Origin of the sequence: Spongiactinospora sp. 9N601 (assembly GCF_044326295.1) — a bacterium.
Lineage (GTDB): Bacteria > Actinomycetota > Actinomycetes > Streptosporangiales > Streptosporangiaceae > Spongiactinospora > Spongiactinospora gelatinilytica.
Window position 1 is genome coordinate 418,390 of record NZ_JBIRBB010000002.1, and the last position, 17,187, is coordinate 435,576.

Below are 17,187 nucleotides of genomic sequence, written 5' to 3' on the forward strand. Positions count from 1 at the left end.
GGTGACGTCAAGTCAGCGCGCGGGCCATCTTTCCCCAGGTCCGGGCAGCTTGCCACGGCGGGCCTCACTCACCGTGACGACGGTGTAGCCGCGCTTGCGGAGTTCCTTCAGCAGCTTGGGCATCGCCCGGACCGTCCCGGGCACGATGTCGTGCAGCAACATGATCCCGTCCCGGCGGGCGAGCTTCAGCGCCCGCTTGACGATCAGGTCCGAACGCCGCAGTTCCCAGTCCCGTGAACTGGACGACCACAGCATCACCGCCTGCCCCTGGGCGCCCGCCAGCGCCTCAACGCGCTCGTCGGTCAGCCCGTACGGCGGGCGCAGCATCTCCGGCTGCCGCTTGGTCACCTTCCGGATGGCGGCCTTCCCCCGCTTGATCTCCGACACGATCTCGTCCACGCCGAGTTCGGTCAGCCGAGGGTGGGAGTAGGTGTGGTTGGCGATCTCGTGCCCTTCGCGGGCCATCCGCCGCACCACCGAGGGGCGCCGCTCGACCTGCTCGCCGACCAGGAAGAACGTCACTCTGACGCCGTTCTTCTTGAGCGTGTCGAGCAGTCGCGCGGTGTGGGGGCCCGGCCCGTCGTCGAAGGTCAGGGCGATGCACTTGGCGCGGGAGCAGTTCACCGGCTTGGCCTGCTTGATCGGCTTGGCCTGCTGCGCCGGCTTGGCGGCACCGGCGGCGGCCGACGCCTCGGCCGGGGGCCCCAGGGGGACTAACGCGCTCATCGCCACCGCCGCCACCCCCACCCGCACCCATCCAGACATATGTGTTTTTCCTCTCACTTATCTAAAGAAAAGCCTATAGCGCTGCGCAAACCATACCTAACGCCAGATCTTTCGCCGAGGGCCCGGTACCCGCATATTCCAATCCGCTATCGGTGGGTCACGATTACAGAACGCCATTACCTGTAATCCGTTCGCTACATTTACGCATCCAGGCTCCCGCCACCGAGCCGGATTGCGAGCACCCATGACCGTCGCCACCACCGCGATCGAGCAGGCCGCAGGCCACAGGACGGCCGGGCGCCCCCCGCGCGGCATCCCCGGACCACGGCTGCTGCCCGGGGTGGCGGTATTGGCCGCGGCGGTGGCCACGCTGCTCGCGCACGACACCCCCGGCCCCGATATAGCACGCTATTTCGGCTACCTCGTTCTCGGCATCGTGCTACCCGGAACCCTTATCTGGCGGGCCTGCGGCCCCCGGCGCTGCCCCCTGCCGGTCGAGCTGGCCGCCGGGGCCGCTGTCGGCTACGCGTTGGAGATCGGGGCCTACGCCGCTGCCCGCGCGGCGGGCGGCCCCCGCTGGTTCCTGGCCTGGCCCGTGATCACCATTGTGGTGTTCGCCGCCGTGCCCGCGCTGCGCCGCCACTACCGCCCGCGCCCCCAGGCCGAGCGGCTGCCCGTTCCCGCCGCCTGGACCCTCGCCGGGCTGGTCGCGGCGCTGGTGGTGTTCGCCGCGCCCGCCTTCTACCGCGCCCACGGCCTGACCTGGCCGGGCAACGCCGCCCCCTACGTGGACATGCCGTTCCACCTGTCGCTGGTCGGCGAGCTACGCCACCACATGCCGCCGACGGTCCCCGAGGTGGCGGGTGAGCCGCTGGCGTACCACTGGTTCCTGTACGCCGACCTGGCCGCGACGAGCTGGGCCACCGGCATCGAGGCCCAGACCGTGCTCTACCGGCTGGCCGTGCTGCCGATGGCCGCCGCGTTCACGATCCTGGTCGCGGCGCTCGGGCGGCGGGTCGCCGGCTCCTGGTGGGCGGGCGCGGCGGCGGTCGCGCTGGCGTACCTGGCGGGCACGCCCGACCTGTTCGGCTGGCGGGACAGCCCGCTGCCGAGTGGCGCGCTCGCCGGCACGCTGACCTGGCTCAGCCCCACCCAGACCTTCGGCGCGGCGCTGTTCGCCGCGCTCACCCTGGCCGTGGCCGGGGTACTGCGCCGGGCCACGCCCGCGCGGCTGCTGCTCGTGCTGGTGCTGCTGACGGCCGTCTCCGGGGCCAAGGCCACGTTCGTGCCGCTGCTCGGTGCCGGGCTGGCGCTGCTGCTGGTGTTCCGCAGAGACCGCGTGGTGCTCGCGCTGCTCGCGATGACCGCCGCCGTGCTGGCCTTCGCGCAGTTCGTCGTGTTCGGCGGCGCGTCGCAGGGGATGAGCGTACGGCCGGGCGCGCTCGCCGCCTGGCTCGTGTCCACCCACCCGGCCCCCGGCGACGACCCCGCCCGGCTCACCGTGGCGGTCAGCGTCGCGCTCGGCGCGGGCTGGGCCGTCGCCTTCGCCGCCGCCGGGGTGCTGCTGCTGCGCCGCGGGCACTGGAAGAACCCGATGGCGCTCATCTGCCTGGGGATCGGCCTGGCCTCGGCGGGCGCGGCCCTGCTGTTCGGGCACCCGGGCGTGAGCCAGCTCTACTTCCTGCGCGGCGGCTGGCCGTACCTGGCTGTGCTCGCGGCGGCCGGACTGCGCGCGGCGCTCGCGCGCGTCCCCGCCCTGGTACGGCCGGCGCTGATCGCCGTCTGCCTGACCGGCGGCGCGGCCCTCGCCGTGGAGACCAGGAGCGCCGCCGGCCCCGCGCTGACCCTGGACAGCGCCCTCGCGCCGGTCGCGATCCTGGCCGGGGCCGCCGCGCTGACCGCGCTGGCCGTGCTGTGCTCCACCGGCGGCGTGGCGGCGGTGCTGCTGGTGCTCGCCGGACTGTGTGCCGGACCGCAGGTCACCGGGCAGTTGCACGCCTACTCCGGCGGGCCGCACGCGATCCCCGAGGTGCCCGAGGTGCCGCGCGGCGGGATGGAGGCGGCCCGCTGGCTGCGGGCCAACACCGGCCCGCACGAGGTCGTCGCCACCAACGTCCACTGCCGGGGCGTGCGGGTGCGTCACTGCGACAACCGGCACTTCTGGGCCTCGGCCTACAGCGAGCGCCGGATGCTCGTCGAAGGCTGGGGCTACACCCCGACCAACCTCGGCCGGGTGGTCGACTATCAGGCCGACCGCTACACCACCTTCATCTTCTGGGACCAGGCCAGGCTCGCGGCCAACGACGCGGTTTTCCGGCAGCCGTCCAGGGAGGCGGTGCGCCGCCTGCTCACCGGCCACGGCGTGCGCTGGCTGCTGGTGGACGAACGTGACCCTCTGCTCAGCGACGACGTCGGCCGGTACACCGCGCTGCGCTTCCGCGCGGGCGACTGCGCGGTCTACCAGATCACCCCTTGGGCGGCGAACCCCGACATCTTCTCCCTGATCGTGTAAAGGCCGCGTCATCAGTGCACCGCCCCCGGCGCGGCGCCGGGCGGCCCGCCCGTGACCGCCGCCGAGACTGACCGGGAAACCGTCAGGGACGACACCCGGAGGTGCCCGGTGGGGGAGAACGCCGTCGAGGACGCCGTCGCCACACGCCTACCGGGCGTGCCCAGTACCGACGAACCGGTCAAACCACCCACGGTGGACATCGTGATCCCGGTGCTGAACGAGGAACGCGCGCTGCCCGGCTGCGTCGAGACGCTGCACGCCTTCCTGCGCGACTCGTTCCCGCTGACCTGGCGGATCACCATCGCCGACAACGGCAGCACCGACGCCACCTGGGACATCGCCCGCGACCTCGCCGCCCGGCTGCCCGACGTCCACGCGACCAGGATCGAGGTACGCGGGCGCGGCGCGGCCCTGCGGCACGCCTGGAGCCGCAGCCCCGCCGAGATCGTCGCCTACATGGACGTCGATCTGTCCACCCACCTGGACGCCCTGCTGCCGATGGTGGCCCCGCTGGTCAGCGGGCACTCCGAGATCGGCATCGGCTCCCGGCTGGCCAGGTCCTCGCGGGTGCGCCGCACCGCCCGGCGGGAACTGATCTCACGCTGCTACAACCTGGCGCTGCGGCTCAGCTTCGGCGCGGGGTTCCGCGACGCGCAGTGCGGCTTCAAGGCGGTACGCGCCGACGTGGTGCGCCCGCTGCTCCAGCGCGTCCAGGACGACGCCTGGTTCTTCGACACCGAACTCCTGCTGCTCGCCGAGCACAACGGGCTGCGCGTCCACGAGACGCCGGTGGACTGGTTCGAGGACGTGGACTCGCGGGTCAACGTGGTCGGCACGGCCTGGCAGGACATCCGCGGCATGGTCCGCGTCGCCCGGCGCATGTCGGCCGGCCACGGCAGGGTGGACCTTCCGCCGCGCCGCGAACTCGCGCCCGTCCACCCCGACGCGGTGGTCGCCCCGGCGACCAACCCGCTGCTGGCCAAGCTGGTGTCGTTCGCGCTGATCGGCTTCGTGTCCACGATCGCGCACACCTCGCTGTACGCGGCGCTGCGCACGGCGTGGTCACCGGAGTGGGCCAACCTGGCCGCGCTCGCCGTGACCGCGGCGGCCAACACCGAGGCCAACCGGCGCTGGACGTTCGGCAGGCGCGGCGGCGCGCGGGCCCGCGTCCACTCCCGCGCGGGGCTGCTGTTCGTGGTCAACTACCTGTTCACCACCACGGTGGTGGTGACGGCCGTGCACGCCCTGCCGGGGCACGGGCGGGCCCTGGAGGTCGCCGCCCTGCTGCTCGCCTACGTGGCGATGACCATCGTGCGCTTCGCCGTACTCGACCGCTGGGTCTTCCGGGACCGGCCCGCCGCGCTCACAGGGTGACCGTCACCAGCCGGGTGAACTCGGCCGGGAGGTCCATGCCGTCCCACACGCCGTCGAAGCGCAGCGCCGCACCCACCGGCACCATGCGGTCCACGCCCCGCCCGGCCAGCTTCCCGGCCAGCGCGCGCAACTCGGCCGCGTCGAAGCCGAGGTGGGTCATCGTCTGGTCGGCCCGGCGCACCACCGGCAGCAGCCCGTCCAGGGAGTCGAGCCTGGCGTGCGCGAACACCCCGGCGCCCAGCCAGTGGCGGGGGAGCGCGGCGGGATCGCGCAACTCGACGGCGGTCACCTCGTTGCCGTGGAAGGACAGCCTGGCGGCCACGCCGTCGGCGGCCAGGCCGTAGGCGGCGACGCGTTTGCGCACCGCCATCGCCGGGTCCACCGGCCAGCGGTCGCGGGCCAGCATCGCCAGGCGTTCGCCCAGGTCGCGGGCGGGACCGGCGTGGTCGCCGGGGCCGATCCAGAAGATCGTGCGCGGCGAGGCGCAGGCGGCCTGCCCGAACCAGTAGGCGTCGTTGGCGAAGCCCTCGGCGGCCCGCTCGCGCGCGCCCGGCGGCGCGTCCTGCCACCAGGCGGTGCGGATCACCGCGAACGACGAGCGGTCCGGGAAGGTCACATCGCGGGCGTGCGGGGCCAGCGGGTGCCGCCGGATCTCGCGTACCGAGGCATCGCCGCCCCAGATCACCCGCAGGTCACAGGCCGCAGACAGCAGCCCCGTCACCTCCGCCGAACGGTCGTAGCCGATCACCCGCTGGGAGTGGGCCACCGCCGGGTGGGCGTCGGCGAGCGCGTCGAGCAGCACTTCGATCATGGTCAGCGCCGGGCCGCCCGCCCGGGGCGACAGCCGTACCACGTTGTGGTTGCCGGCCAGCGCGGCCAGCGCCCAGGAGTAGACGAACAGCGTGTCCACGTTGGCGGGCGGGATGTGGAAGACCAGCCCGCGCGGGACCCGCAGCCGCGCCGGGTCGTCCGGCCGCAGCGCCTCCAGCGTGCGGGTGACGGCCGAGCGGCGCAGGAAGTAGCCGAGCGCGGTCAGCTCGGGATGGCGGCGGGCCAGCGCCGGGGCGACCAGGCGGCGCGAGACGGACTCCAGGAACGCCCTGATCCGCTCGTCGCCCACCACCAGCGGCCCGCCCGGCGGCTCGGCGGTCAGCTCGGCGACCAGTTCACCGGCTGCGGCGTCGGGGCCGGGCGGGAACAGGCGGCGCACGCTCACGCGGCCTCCTCACCGGCCGCGCGGAAGGTGTCGCTGCACCCGCGCGCCTCGGCGCGGGGCAGCCGGCCGAGGACCGAGAACCGCTTGCCTGGCCACACGCCGTCGTCCACGCCGTGGACCACGCCCATGTCCTCGGTCAGCACCGCGTGCCCGGGATAGGACGTGGGCAGCGTGCTGACCACCTCGATCAGGCCGGGCGTGCCCGGCGGGACCTCCTGCCAGGTCACCGGGTCGCGGATCACCACGTCGGCGAAGCCGGGGCAGTACAGGCCGCCGCCGTCGGGGCCCTCCAGGAAGATCGTGCCGATCTGCTCGACCATTCCGTAGAAGTCGTGCACGCGGGTCAGGCCGGTGTCGGCGGCGAACCGTTCCCGGTAGACCGCGTTGTCCACGGCCTCGGCGGCCATCTTCTTCCAGCCGCCGGAGTGGATCAGCACCCCGCCGGACAGGTCGAGCCCGTGCTCGCGGGCCGGCCGGTAGAGGTACCGCCAGGTCATGAAGGTGAACCCGAAGATCAGGTAGGGCGTGCCCGCGTGCCGGGACAGGAAGCCGCGGACGGCGTCGAGGTCGGGCGCGCCGTCGTCGTCGAGGGCGAAGGTGTGGTCCCTGCCGAAGTTCATCATGCCGAGGACGCCCGCGCCGCGGGCGCTCAGCGCCGCCGCCCGCGTCACCGCCCGTGAGTCGATCACCAGCATCGGCATCCGCCGCTCGCCGAGCACCGCGCGCAGCGTCGCGGCCAGGGCCCGCGCCTGCGCGGCGGCGGCGGCGCGGTCCAGGAACACCCGGCTCGGCGGCCCGCCCGTGGTGCCGCTTGAGGTCAGCACCCGGAACACCGCCTCCTCCGGCACGCTCCTCAGCTCGTGCGTGGCGAACAGCCGCACCGGCAGCCACGGCAGCGCCGCCACCGAGTCGTACGGCGGCGCGCATTCCAGCGCCGCCAGCACCCGCCGGTAGGGCGGGCAGGCCGCCCGGTGCCGCTCGGTCAGCGCAGCCAGCTCCGGCACCAGCCTGGCCTCCTTGACCGCCTGCGGCAGCGTGAAAACCGTCACAACTCCGCCTCCAGCGCCCGATAGTCGATCTTGCCGGAAGCCAGCAGCGGCAGCCGCGGCACGCCCCGCACGTCGAACCCGCTCCAGTGCACCCCGGTACGCCCCGCCAGTGTGAGCGCCAGTTCCCGCCCGCCCGCCGCGGTGGCCGCCTCGGCGAACACCACCACCCGGTCATCGCCCGCCACCGCCGCCACCGGCCCGTGGCCGCGCAAAAGCTCCTCGATGTCGTCCAGGCCGACCCGCACGCCGAACACCTTGCCGATGCGCCGCCGCCGGCCGGTGAGGTAGAGGAAGCCGTCGTCCAGGCGGCCGAGGTCGCCGGTGCGCAGCACGCCGCCCATATCGTCGCCGCGGGCCAGGTCGGCGGCGCTCTCGGCGTAGCCCATCATCACGTTGGCCCCGCGATAGACGACCTCGCCCTCCCCGCCGGGCGCGGCGTCGATGGACAGCGCGCCGCCGGGCACCGCCCGGCCGACCGAGCCGGGGCGGGCGGCCAGGTGCTCGGGCGGCAGCACCGCGATGCGCGGGGCCTCGGTCATGCCGTACATCTTGACCAGGTGGCCGCCGCCGCGGGCCATCCGCGCGGCGAAGTCGGCGACCAGGTCGGCGCGCAGCCGCGCGCCGGACTGGGTGATCATCCGCAGCGCGGGGTGCGCGGCCGGGTCGAAGCGCAGCCTGCGCAGCATCTCGAACTGGTAGGGCACGGCGGCCAGCGACGTGGCCCCGAAGGCGTCGGCCGCGGCCCAAAAGCCCCGGTCGAGCAGGCCCTCGCCGGTGAGTAGGACGCCCGCCCCGGCCGCAAGGTGGGAGTTGAGGGTGGTCAGGCCGTAGGTGTAGTGCAGCGGCAGCGTGGTGGGCCACAGGTCGGCGCCGGTCAGGCCGAGCGCGCGGGCCACGGACCCGGCGTTGGCCAGCACGGCGTCCTTGGCCAGGCGGACCAGCTTGGGGCTGCCGGTGGACCCGGAGGTGGTGAGCAGCACCGCGAGGTCGGGGTGCGGCTCGGGCGCGTCGGCGCGGGTCCAGTGGTCGCCCGTGGCCCGGTATCCGGCGGGGACGAGCAGCCCGGCGGGCGGGTCGGCGACCACGGCCGGGACGTATCGGTCGATGAGGCCGAGCAGTACGTCGGCGCGGATCGCCGGGTCCAGCAGCGCGACCGGGCGCTCGGACGCGAGCGCGGCCAGGTAGCGCAGCACGGCGGGCACGCTCGGCGGCGCGGGGCTGAACAGCACGCCGCCCGGCAGCGTGGACAGCTCCGCCGCCTCCTGCTCAATGCGGTCCCAGAGCACCCGCCCGGCCAGCTCGGTCCCGCTCGCCGCGTCGATCAGCCGCGCGTCGGGATGCGGGATCCAGGGCCGGTGGATCACACGACCACCCCGCCGTCCACGCCGAGCACCTGGCCGGTGACGAACGACGCGGCGGGCGACAGCAGGAACGCCACGGCGGCGGCCACGTCTTCGGGGGTGCCGAGCCGGCGCAGCGCGGTGGCCTGGGCGACCTCCGCGCGGCCCGCGTCGTCCAGGCCGGCCAGCATGTCGGTGGCGATGTAGCCGGGCGCGACCGCGTTGACGCGCACGCCGATCGGCCCCAGCTCCTTGGCGGCGGCCAGGGTCAGCCCGACCACGGCGGCCTTGGTCGCCGAATAGACCGCCTGGCCCGCCGCGCCCCGCACGCCCAGCACCGATGACAGCAGCACCGCCGCGGGCTCCACCCCGCGGCGCAGCAGCTTGGCCGCCGCCTGGAGGGTGTGGGCCGCGCCCATGGCGTTGACCTGGAACAACCGCTCCACGGCGGCGGCTCCCAGCATGCCGAGCAACGCGGCCTCGTGGACCCCGGCGTTGACCACCAGCCCGTCCAGCCGCCGGTGCCGCCGGTGGACCTCGCGCATGATCTGCTCCACTGCGGCGGCGTCGGCCACGTCGCCGTGCACCGTGTCGAGCTTGGCACCGGTCTGGGCGGCCAGCTCGGCCGCCGCCGCCTCGGCCGGCTCCTGCGTGCGGCCGTGCACGACGACGGTGTGCCCGGCCAGGGCGAGCGCGCGGGCCACCGCCCGGCCGATGCCGCGCGAGGAGCCGGTGACCAGTACGACCCGCCCCGGCGCGGGGTCAGCGGGCCGGGACGGGGACACCATGCTTGACCAGCAGCGCGGTCGCCTTGGCGAACGAGCTCATGTCGAGCACGTCGTCCGTGTCGATCATGATGTCGAACTCGTCCTCCATCGCCGCCACCAGGGACATGTGGGCCAGCGAGTCCCACTGGGGGATCGAGCGGTACTCCAGCCCGTCGACCTCTGCGCCCTCGGGCAGGCCGAGCGTGCGCGTGAAGACGCCGCGCAGCCGCTCCATCGGATCCATGACGTTCACCCCGATTCCTCTACGCGTTCATGTGCCTACGGAGTGTAGCCAATTCGGCGACGCGGAACGGCCGCGTTGCGGATGCGGGCTCCGCGGCGGAGGTTGGGTTAGTGTTGCTATGCGCAACAAGGTGGTTACTGTGCGTTTCTCCTCAAGGTAATGGAAGCGTATAGGGCGCCGCGCCGCGAGTGGCGGGCTGCCATGGTCGTGGCGGCGTGGCAGCGCCGTTCACGCGCTTGGGGGAGTGATGGACGAGTCCAATCATTGGTACGGGCATTCACGGATATTCGCGAAATACTGTGGGATCAGCCGGGGGCAGCACCATGTACCGCGCATCCGGGGCTTCGTGCAGCACGGCTGGAACTACCTGCACGGGTTCCCGCCGAACGACCGCTGGTGCACGCCGGGATACCCGCGGTTCGTGTGGTCGCAGGCGCTGGCCCGGCGCGGCTGGTCGATGGGGCGGCGCGGGCACTACGTGATCGGCTCGCCGTGGGCGTACCTGCTGACGATGGAGCCTGATCTGGGCCGGACACCGGTGCGCGAGGGCACGATCTGGTACCCGTTCCACGGCTGGGAGAAGCACGCCGTGCACGGCGACCACGCCCGGCTGGTGGACGAGATCAGAAGCGTCGAGACGGGGCCGGTGACGGTGTGCCTGTACTGGCTCGAATACCGCAACCCTGAAATCCGGAAATGGTACGAAAAGGCGGGCTTCCGGGTTATCTGTCATGGGGAGCGGGGTTCCCGGTGGGAGGCCAAAGGCCGCGACTTTCTCCGCCGCCAGCTCACCGAACTCCGCCGCCACCGGCGTGTCGCCTCCAACCGGCTCACCAGCGCCATCTTCTACGGCGCGTCCGTCGGCTGCGAGGTCGCCGTCTACGGCGACCCGATGACCCTCGCGGAGGAGCGCCCCGAGTACGGCGGCACGTCCCGCCGCCTGCGGCAGTGGCCGGAACTGCACGGCTTCTCGGTCGACGCCCGCACCGCCCGCGACATCGCCGACCACGAACTCGGCTTCGCCCACATCACCGGCCCGGAAGAACTACGCGCCCTGTTCGGCTGGGACACCGGCCGCCGCGTCACCCACCACCGCGGCCTGCTGGTCGTCGAACGGGAGAGATGCGCATGACCGCCCACCTGGACCACGACACCCCGCCCAACGTCCGCCTGATCGGCGGCGAAATGCTCCTCTGGTCCGACACCCACCCAAACCACCCGGGGCACCGCGACGGTTCGGAGCGCTTGGGGCAGGAGGAACGTCCGGATCCCCTGGGCCGATACCGTCCGGGGCATCCGGGGGATGGGGCGGTTCGGGTGCGGCGGGGGCATGCCGTGCGGGAGCTGATCCGCCGGCTGGCCCCCGGGGACGGGAGCGTGCTGTTGATCGGCCCGCATCCGGCGGACTTCGTCTCGTGGGTGGCCGGTCGTGCGGGCACGGTGGCCGTGGTGCTCCGCTCCTACCCCGACGCCTGCCGCCTCGGGCGGGCCCACGCCGGGCGGCCGGGGTTCACGGTCTACTGCGGGCGGCTGGACAAGCTGCCCGACCTGCCGCCGTTCGACATGGTCTGCGCCCTCGACGGGCTCGGCCGGGTCCACCCCGCCGACGTGCCCGCCCAGACCTGGCGCGACACGCTCGCCGACGTCGCCCGGCTGGTCGCGCCCGGTGGCACGCTGGTCCTGGCCGACCGCAACGACCTCGGGATCGACGCGTTCGTCGAGGCCGCCCCGTACGCCCGGGGCGACGGCGACTGGTTCCCGCCCGGGTCCGACCCGACCGCCCCGGTGAGCCTGGCCGCCACGGCCGATGAGCTGGCCGCGCAGGGGCTCGCCGCCGGGGCCGGCTACGCGGCCTTCCCCACGGCCGCCGATCCGCGCGTTCTGCTCCCGGCCGAGCTGCTGACCGGCGGCGTCGCGCCGCCCGAGGCCCTGATCACCGCCTGCGCCCGCCCGGCCCGCGACGGCCGCCCGATCGCCGACCCCGCGCGCCTGGTGGCCAAGGCGTTCCGGCACGGCCTGGCCGCCCGCCTCGCCCCCCTCTGGATCACCTTCGCCCACCGCCCCCCCGAAACCCCCGGACCCACCGGGGGCCTTGAGCCCGCGCCCGCCGTGCTGGTGGAGGACACGGTCTGCGAGGAGCCGTGGATCAGGGTCTGCGAGCTGACCCATGACCCGGACCTCGGCATCTGGTGGCGGCGGGGGTTGCCGGCGGATGCGGCGGTCGGGCTGGAGCGGGTGCGGCGTGATCCCGCCGCGCTGGACGGGCCGTTGCCGCCGGGGAGCCCGCTGACCGAGGTACTGCGCGCGGCCTGTGCCTTTGACGACGTCAAGCAGGTACGCCGGACGCTGCGCGCCGTGACCGGAGAGCTGGCCGCGCGCGCCGAGCGCGGCATGCTCCCCGGTGACCTGGCCTTCGTCACCACCGACGACCTGACCTGGGACGGCGACCGCGTCCACCGGATCGACCCGAGCTGGTCGCTGGCCGGTCCGGTGCCGGTCCCGGTGGCGTTGACCCGGCTGGTGTGGCGGTTCGCCGACGGGCTGCTGTCCGGCGGCCACCACCACCCCTGGCCCTGGGACCTCGACGCCGAACGGCTCACCGGCACCCTGCTCGCGCTGTGCGCCCTGCCGTACGATGCCGACGACCTGGCCGAGGCCAGGGCGCTGGACGCCGACATCGCCCGCACACTCGGCGCCGCCGGCCCGGTCGCCGGCCCGCCCGAGACCTACCGGGAGGTGCTGGCCGCCCGCGAGCGGATGCGCGAGACGCTGACCGCCGCGCAGGCCAGGATCGACCGGCTGGAGGTCAAGCTGACCGGCCGCGAGCGCGAACTGCGCCGGATGCGCCGCAAGCTGCGCAGGACCAGGAAGAAGGTGGCCGCCCTGCGCAAGACCTTCGCGCATCGCGCCGTCCGAGGCGTCACCTGGCCGCTGCGAACCGGTGCCCGCCTGGTGAGGCGAGGCTGAGGAGGAGTATCGACGTGCCGCTCTTGTCCGTCGTCGTCCCGTTCTACAACGTCGAGAAGTACATCGACGCCTGCCTGGCCTCGATCGCCGCGCAGACCCTCACCGACCTGGAGGTGATCTGCGTGGACGACGGCTCCGCCGACGGCAGCGCCGGGGTGGCCGCCGCCTGGGCGGCCCGCGACCCGCGGTTTCGGGTGCTGACCCGGCCCAACGCCGGTCTCGGCCCGGCCCGCGACACGGGGGCGGCCGACGCCACCGGCCGCTACCTGGCCTTCGCCGACAGCGACGACGTGGTGCCGCCCGGCGCCTACGACCTGCTCGTCGGCTCACTGGAACGCACCGGCTCCGACCTGGCCTGCGGCAACGTGCGGCGGCTCAAGGACGGCCGGCTGACGCAGTCCTGGGCGCATCGCGAGGCGTTCGCCCGGACCCTGCCGCGCACGCACATCACCGAGCACCCCGGCCTGGTCCGTGACCGGATGGCCTGGAACAAGGTCTTCCGCCGCGCGTTCTGGGACGCCCGCGGGCTGTCGTTCCCGGCCAGGATGTACGAGGACCAGCCGGTGATGATCCCCGCGCACGTGCTCGCCGGCCGGGTGGACGTACACGCCGAGCCCGTCTACCACTGGCGCGAACGCGAGGACGGCGGCGGCTCGATCACCCAGCGCCGCCTGGAGCCGGACAACGTCCGCGACCGGCTGCTGTCGGTCGCCGAGACCGCCGCGTTCCTCGCCGAGCACGCCCCGGAGCTGAAGCCGCCGCTGGACGCCGAGTCCATGGAGATCGACCTGCTGGTCGCCGCCGAGGCCGCCGCCCTGCTCACCGGGCCCGACCTGGACCGGCTGCTCGACCTGGCCTGCGGCTACCTGGACGGCGTGGACGAGACCACCTGGCGGGCCGTGCCCGCGCTGACCCGGCTGCGGCTGCGGCTGCTGCACCGCAGGATGATCCCCGAGCTTCGCTCGGCGCTCGCCTTCGCGGAGCGGGAGGCGGCCACAGAGGTCCGGGTACGGCCGGGCGGGGTGACCCGCCGCCGCTGGTACGCCGACTACCCGCTGCGCGGCGACCGCCGGCTGCCCGCCGACACCCACGACGTCACCGGCGAACTTCGGCTGCGCGGCAGCGTGGAACGGCTGTCCTTCCAGGCGGGCGGGCTGCGCGCCCACGGCCGGATCTGGCTCCCCGGCGCGGCGCTCGACGACCTGGCGGGGGCCAGGCTGAAGCTGGCGCTGCGCCAGGGCGGGCGCGACGGGCGGGCCGTACCGCTCGGGCAGTGGCGGCTCGCGCCCGGCGCGCGGGAGTACGCCGAGGCCGCGGGCATCACCGCCGACGCCGAGGGGATCGGCTTCGACCTGGACGTCGGCCGCGCCCTGCCGCTCGCCGACGGCCCCAAGGCCGAGGGCGCCTGGCAGATCCGCGCCGAGCTTGCGGGCCACGGCCTGACCCTGTCCGCCGGGCTCACCGCCCCCGCCTCCGACCCGGTCTTCGGCAAGGGCCCGCTGCGGCTCGGCGCGGGTCTGTGGATCATCCCGTGCGTCGGCAACCACCGCCGCCTGCGGCTGCGCGTCCGCTGCGCCGGGGCGGCGGTGACCCGCTGCGTCCCCGGCAGGGCCGGGCTGACGATCTCCGGCTGGGTCCGCGCGGACGTTCCGCCGCGCGCCGAGGTCGCCCTGCTGCCCCAGGACGACGCCACGGGCGGCAAGGAGGTCGCCTTCCCCGCCGAGGTGGGCCGGGTGCGGGCCGGGATGTGCCGGTTCACCGCCGATATCCCGCTGACCGGCATCGGCGCGGGCCCGGCCTGGCGGTTCGCGCTGCGCCACCGCGACGCCCGGACCGTGCCGCTCGCCTTCGACTCCGCCGAGCACGTCGAGGGGGAGGCCGACCGCCGCCGGTTCGTGGTGACGCGGTCCGGCAACTGCAACCTTGTTCTCAGAGAAAGGATCGATCAGCGATGACCGCACTGCCCGCGGCGCCCTGGACGCTGGAAAACGTACCCGGCCGGCTCACCGAGACCGACATGCGCGTCTTCGACTGGCTGCTCGGCTACCAGGGCCGCTTCTTCACCCCCGGCCACCTGCTGGAGCTGGGCGCGGGCCAGGGCCGCAGCGCCATCCTGATCGGCCGCCACCGCCGCGAGGAGGAGCGGTTCGTGGTGTGCGACCCGTTCGAGCCGGAGGCGCTGCGCGGCGGGTTCGAGGCCAACTACCTGGCCTTCCACCAGCGGCTGCCGGAGATCGTGCAGGGACCGGCCGCCGTCATCCTGGACCACGTCGAGCCCGACTCGTGCAGGTTCGCCCACCTGGCCGCCTCCCGCGCGTACGAGGACGTCCGCGACGATCTCGCCGCGGCCCGCAAACTGCTGCTGCCCGAGGGCATCGTGGCGGTGGACGACTACCGCTTCGAGGGCGCGCCGGGCATCGCCGCCGCCGTCTGGGAGGCGGTCACCGCCCACGGTCTGCGGCCGATCTGCCTGACCCCGCAGAAGTTCTACGGCACCTGGGGGGACGCCGGGGCGGTGCAGGAGGAGCTGACCCGGTGGCTGGGCGGCCGTGCCGACGAGTGGGCCTCGCACGCCGAGCAGGTGGCCGGGCGTACCGTGGTCCACCTGGACCGCAGGCCCGAGCCCGAGCAGGTGCCCGAGCCCGCCGAGGAGGAGGAGCGGGAGCAGACCCTCCCGCTGCCCGCCGAGCCCGCCGACCCCGGGCCGGTGGCCCCGCGCTGGAACACCGGCAAGGTGCGGCGCAAGCGCCGCCGGCCGCTGCACCGCCGGCTGCTGCGGATGCTGCCCAAGCCGCTGCGCCGCAGGCTGCGGCGGCGCAGGTCACGTTAGGATCGCCAGCAGCTCCGCCAGCACGCGGTCCTGGTCGGCGTCGGTCAGGCCGGGATACAGCGGCAGCGAGAGCTGCTCGGCGTAGTACGCCTCGGCGTGCGGGCACATCCCGCGCCGGTAGCCGAGGTCTTCGTAGACCGGGTGCCAGTAGGCCGGGATGTAGTTGACCTGCACGCCGATGCCCGCCGCGCGCATCCGGTCGTACACCTCGCGCCTGCGCCCGCCGCGCACCCGCACCGGGTAGAGGTGCCAGGCCGGGTCGGCGTACGCCCGGCGCGCCGGGGTCGCCAGCCCGTCCAGCCCGCCGAGCACGGCGTCGTACCGGGCCACCAGCGCGGCGCGGCGCGCCCGGAAGGCCGGCAGTCGGCGAAGCTGGTTCACGCCGAGCGCGCACAGCACGTCGGGCAGCCGGTAGTTGAGCCCGAACGTCACGACCTCCTGGTGCCAGCCGCCCTCGTCGGGGTGGCGCAGCAGCTCCCGGTCACGCACCAGCCCGTGGTTGCGGAACCGGGCGGCGGCCTCCAGCCTGCGCGGGTCGGTCGCGGCCACCGCGCCGCCCTCGGCCGTGGTCACCGTCTTGGTCGGGAAGAACGAGAACGTGGTGAGGTCGGCCAGCGACCCCACCGGGCGGTCGCGGTAGCGCGAGCCGATCGCGTGCGCCGCGTCGGCCACCAGCAGCGCCCCCGCCGCGTCGGTGACCTTGCGCAGGGCGTCGTAGTCGGCCGGGTGGCCGGCGTAGTCGACCGCGGTGACGACCTTGGTCCGGGCGGTCGTCGCGGCGTGCGCGGCGGCCGGGTCGAGGTTCGCGGTGTCCGGTTCGACGTCGGCGAACACCACCTGGGCCCCGAGCAGGGTCGCGGTGGAGGCCGTGGCCACGAACGTCAGTGGCGAGGTCACCACCTCATCGCCCGGCCCGATCCCGGCCGCGACGTAGGCGGTGTGCAGCGCCGCCGTACCGGAGGTGACGCTCACGCACGGCACCCCGCCGGCCCACCGGGCCAGCTCGGCCTCGAACGCGGCCACCTGCGGCCCGGTGGTCAGCCAGTCGCCGCTCAGCACCTCACAGACGGCCCGTACGTCGTCGCCGTCGATGGACTGCCTGCCGTAGGGGAGCATCACGACCCCGCCGCGACCATCTCGCGCAACTGGGCGACCGTCAGCCACTGGTCGTTGCCGTCGGAGCGGTAGGAGAAGCCCTCCGGCAGCGTCTCGCCCGCCTGCGGCGGCACGTATCCCCAGGTCGCGATGGTCGGCAGCACCACGTAGCGGTCGGCCAGGCGCAGCGTGCGGCGGCCGTCGTCGGGGGCGATCATCTCCTCGTGCAGCTTCTCGCCCGGCCGGATGCCGATCTCGTAGGTCGGGCTGTCCGGTGCCAGCGCCTCGGCCAGGTCGGTGAGCCGCATGCTGGGGATGCGGGGCACGTACAGCTCGCCGCCCTGCATCATGTCGAAGGACTCCACGACGAACCGCACCGCCTGCGGCAGGGTGATCCAGAACCGGGTCATCCGCTTGTCGGTGAGCGGGATGCTGCCGCCCTCCCTGGCCAGCCGCTGGAAGAACGGCACGACCGAACCCCGGCTGCCCACCACGTTGCCGTAGCGGACCACGGCGAACCGCGTGGGGTGCCCGGCGGCGTAGTGGTTGGCCGAGACGAACAGCTTGTCGGCGACCAGCTTGGTCGCGCCGTAGAGGTTGATCGGGCTGGACGCCTTGTCGGTGGACAGCGCCACGACCTTGCGCACCCCCGCGTCGATCGCGGCCTCCACGACGTTCTGGGAGCCGCCCACGTTGGTGCGGACGTACTCGAACGGGTTGTACTCGGCCGTGTCGACCTGCTTGAGCGCGGCGGCGTGGACCACGTGGTCGATGCCGTGCATGGCGCGCAGCAGCCGATCCCGGTCGCGCACGTCGCCGATGAACCAGCGCAGCCGCTCGTCGTCGCCGAACCGCTGACGGGCCTCGTACTGTTTCAGCTCGTCCCTGGAGAAGACCACCAGGCGGCGGGGCGCGAGGCGGGCGAGGGCGTAGCGGATGAACTCCTTGCCGAACGAGCCTGTCCCCCCTGTGATCAGGATCGATGATCCCGTCAGAACGCTCACGTCTTGCTTCCCCCGTGTTCTGAAGCCCGTGTTTTTGAAGCCCCTGTTTTGCGGACAGCCGGA

14 protein-coding genes are annotated in these 17,187 nt (G+C 74.0%); 6 read left to right on the forward strand and 8 right to left on the reverse strand.

From position 1 onward, the window contains the following. Nucleotides 1–12 precede the first annotated feature (12 nt). Nucleotides 13–765 carry a polysaccharide deacetylase family protein gene (locus ACH34R_RS05565; protein ID WP_397560191.1) on the reverse strand — a complete coding sequence of 251 codons (753 nt, stop codon included), beginning with the start codon at nucleotides 763–765 and terminating at the stop codon, nucleotides 13–15. Nucleotides 766–970: 205 nt separating this feature from the next. Here ACH34R_RS05565 and ACH34R_RS05570 point away from each other — a divergent pair, with 205 nt between their 5' ends. Next, complete coding sequence (locus ACH34R_RS05570; RefSeq protein ID WP_397560192.1) at nucleotides 971–3,238, forward strand: hypothetical protein; 2,268 nt, start codon at nucleotides 971–973, stop codon at nucleotides 3,236–3,238. Between the two features lie 108 nt (nucleotides 3,239–3,346). Beyond that, nucleotides 3,347–4,612, forward strand: a complete 1,266-nt coding sequence (locus ACH34R_RS05575) for a glycosyltransferase (protein WP_397560193.1) — start codon at nucleotides 3,347–3,349, stop codon at nucleotides 4,610–4,612. Here the strand turns inward: ACH34R_RS05575 and ACH34R_RS05580 are convergent. Genes ACH34R_RS05580 through ACH34R_RS05600 form a run of 5 tightly spaced genes read right to left on the reverse strand, consistent with a single transcriptional unit; the run spans nucleotide 4,602 to nucleotide 9,228 of the window. Further along, nucleotides 4,602–5,828: an acyl-CoA reductase gene (locus tag ACH34R_RS05580; RefSeq protein WP_397560194.1), complete on the reverse strand. Its 1,227-nt coding sequence runs from the start codon at nucleotides 5,826–5,828 to the stop codon at nucleotides 4,602–4,604. The two genes, ACH34R_RS05575 and ACH34R_RS05580, sit on opposite strands and share 11 nt — an antisense overlap. Then, nucleotides 5,825–6,877 (reverse strand): acyl-protein synthetase, encoded by a 1,053-nt coding sequence (locus ACH34R_RS05585; protein WP_397560195.1) that lies wholly within the window; start codon nucleotides 6,875–6,877, stop codon nucleotides 5,825–5,827. The genes ACH34R_RS05580 and ACH34R_RS05585 overlap by 4 nt, the downstream gene beginning before the upstream one ends. After that, entirely contained in the window at nucleotides 6,874–8,241 is a 1,368-nt protein-coding gene (locus ACH34R_RS05590; RefSeq protein WP_397560196.1) for an AMP-binding protein, read from the reverse strand. Before ACH34R_RS05590 ends, ACH34R_RS05585 begins: the two co-directional genes overlap by 4 nt. Then, nucleotides 8,238–9,005, reverse strand: a complete 768-nt coding sequence (locus ACH34R_RS05595; protein WP_397560198.1) for an SDR family NAD(P)-dependent oxidoreductase — start codon at nucleotides 9,003–9,005, stop codon at nucleotides 8,238–8,240. Before ACH34R_RS05595 ends, ACH34R_RS05590 begins: the two co-directional genes overlap by 4 nt. Continuing rightward, nucleotides 8,980–9,228, reverse strand: a complete 249-nt coding sequence (locus ACH34R_RS05600; RefSeq protein WP_397560465.1) for an acyl carrier protein — start codon at nucleotides 9,226–9,228, stop codon at nucleotides 8,980–8,982. Before ACH34R_RS05600 ends, ACH34R_RS05595 begins: the two co-directional genes overlap by 26 nt. A 247-nt stretch (nucleotides 9,229–9,475) precedes the next feature. Between ACH34R_RS05600 and ACH34R_RS05605 the strand changes: the two genes are divergently transcribed. The 4 genes from ACH34R_RS05605 to ACH34R_RS05620 are packed head-to-tail and all read left to right on the forward strand — an operon-like array spanning nucleotide 9,476 to nucleotide 15,025. Beyond that, complete coding sequence (locus ACH34R_RS05605) at nucleotides 9,476–10,360, forward strand: hypothetical protein (protein WP_397560199.1); 885 nt, start codon at nucleotides 9,476–9,478, stop codon at nucleotides 10,358–10,360. Next, entirely contained in the window at nucleotides 10,357–12,195 is a 1,839-nt protein-coding gene (locus ACH34R_RS05610; RefSeq protein WP_397560200.1) for a hypothetical protein, read from the forward strand. The genes ACH34R_RS05605 and ACH34R_RS05610 overlap by 4 nt, the downstream gene beginning before the upstream one ends. 14 nt (nucleotides 12,196–12,209) lie before the next feature. Beyond that, nucleotides 12,210–14,150 (forward strand): glycosyltransferase family 2 protein, encoded by a 1,941-nt coding sequence (locus ACH34R_RS05615; protein WP_397560201.1) that lies wholly within the window; start codon nucleotides 12,210–12,212, stop codon nucleotides 14,148–14,150. Further along, a complete protein-coding gene (locus ACH34R_RS05620; RefSeq protein WP_397560202.1) occupies nucleotides 14,147–15,025 on the forward strand; it encodes a class I SAM-dependent methyltransferase in 879 nt (292 codons plus the stop codon). The genes ACH34R_RS05615 and ACH34R_RS05620 overlap by 4 nt, the downstream gene beginning before the upstream one ends. Here the strand turns inward: ACH34R_RS05620 and ACH34R_RS05625 are convergent. Both ACH34R_RS05625 and pseB read right to left on the reverse strand, forming a co-directional pair. Then, the gene (locus ACH34R_RS05625) at nucleotides 15,017–16,141 is read right to left on the reverse strand and encodes an aminotransferase class I/II-fold pyridoxal phosphate-dependent enzyme (RefSeq protein ID WP_397560466.1); all 1,125 of its coding nucleotides are present in this window, start codon (nucleotides 16,139–16,141) and stop codon (nucleotides 15,017–15,019) included. The two genes, ACH34R_RS05620 and ACH34R_RS05625, sit on opposite strands and share 9 nt — an antisense overlap. After that, nucleotides 16,141–17,124 carry a UDP-N-acetylglucosamine 4,6-dehydratase (inverting) gene (gene pseB, locus ACH34R_RS05630; RefSeq protein ID WP_397560203.1) on the reverse strand — a complete coding sequence of 328 codons (984 nt, stop codon included), beginning with the start codon at nucleotides 17,122–17,124 and terminating at the stop codon, nucleotides 16,141–16,143. The genes ACH34R_RS05625 and pseB overlap by 1 nt, the downstream gene beginning before the upstream one ends. Nucleotides 17,125–17,187: the final 63 nt, after the last annotated feature.

What these genes read in the sequence shown, in the direction of transcription:
- ACH34R_RS05625 (WP_397560466.1), bottom strand. Translation starts at nt 16,141, where the DNA reads ATGCTCCCCTACGGCAGGCAGTCCATCGACGGCGACGACGTACGGGCC.
- ACH34R_RS05565 (WP_397560191.1), bottom strand. Translation starts at nt 765, where the DNA reads ATGTCTGGATGGGTGCGGGTGGGGGTGGCGGCGGTGGCGATGAGCGCG.
- ACH34R_RS05605 (WP_397560199.1), top strand. Translation starts at nt 9,476, where the DNA reads ATGGACGAGTCCAATCATTGGTACGGGCATTCACGGATATTCGCGAAA.
- ACH34R_RS05610 (WP_397560200.1), top strand. Translation starts at nt 10,357, where the DNA reads ATGACCGCCCACCTGGACCACGACACCCCGCCCAACGTCCGCCTGATC.
- ACH34R_RS05570 (WP_397560192.1), top strand. Translation starts at nt 971, where the DNA reads ATGACCGTCGCCACCACCGCGATCGAGCAGGCCGCAGGCCACAGGACG.
- ACH34R_RS05620 (WP_397560202.1), top strand. Translation starts at nt 14,147, where the DNA reads ATGACCGCACTGCCCGCGGCGCCCTGGACGCTGGAAAACGTACCCGGC.
- ACH34R_RS05600 (WP_397560465.1), bottom strand. Translation starts at nt 9,228, where the DNA reads ATGGATCCGATGGAGCGGCTGCGCGGCGTCTTCACGCGCACGCTCGGC.
- ACH34R_RS05595 (WP_397560198.1), bottom strand. Translation starts at nt 9,005, where the DNA reads ATGGTGTCCCCGTCCCGGCCCGCTGACCCCGCGCCGGGGCGGGTCGTA.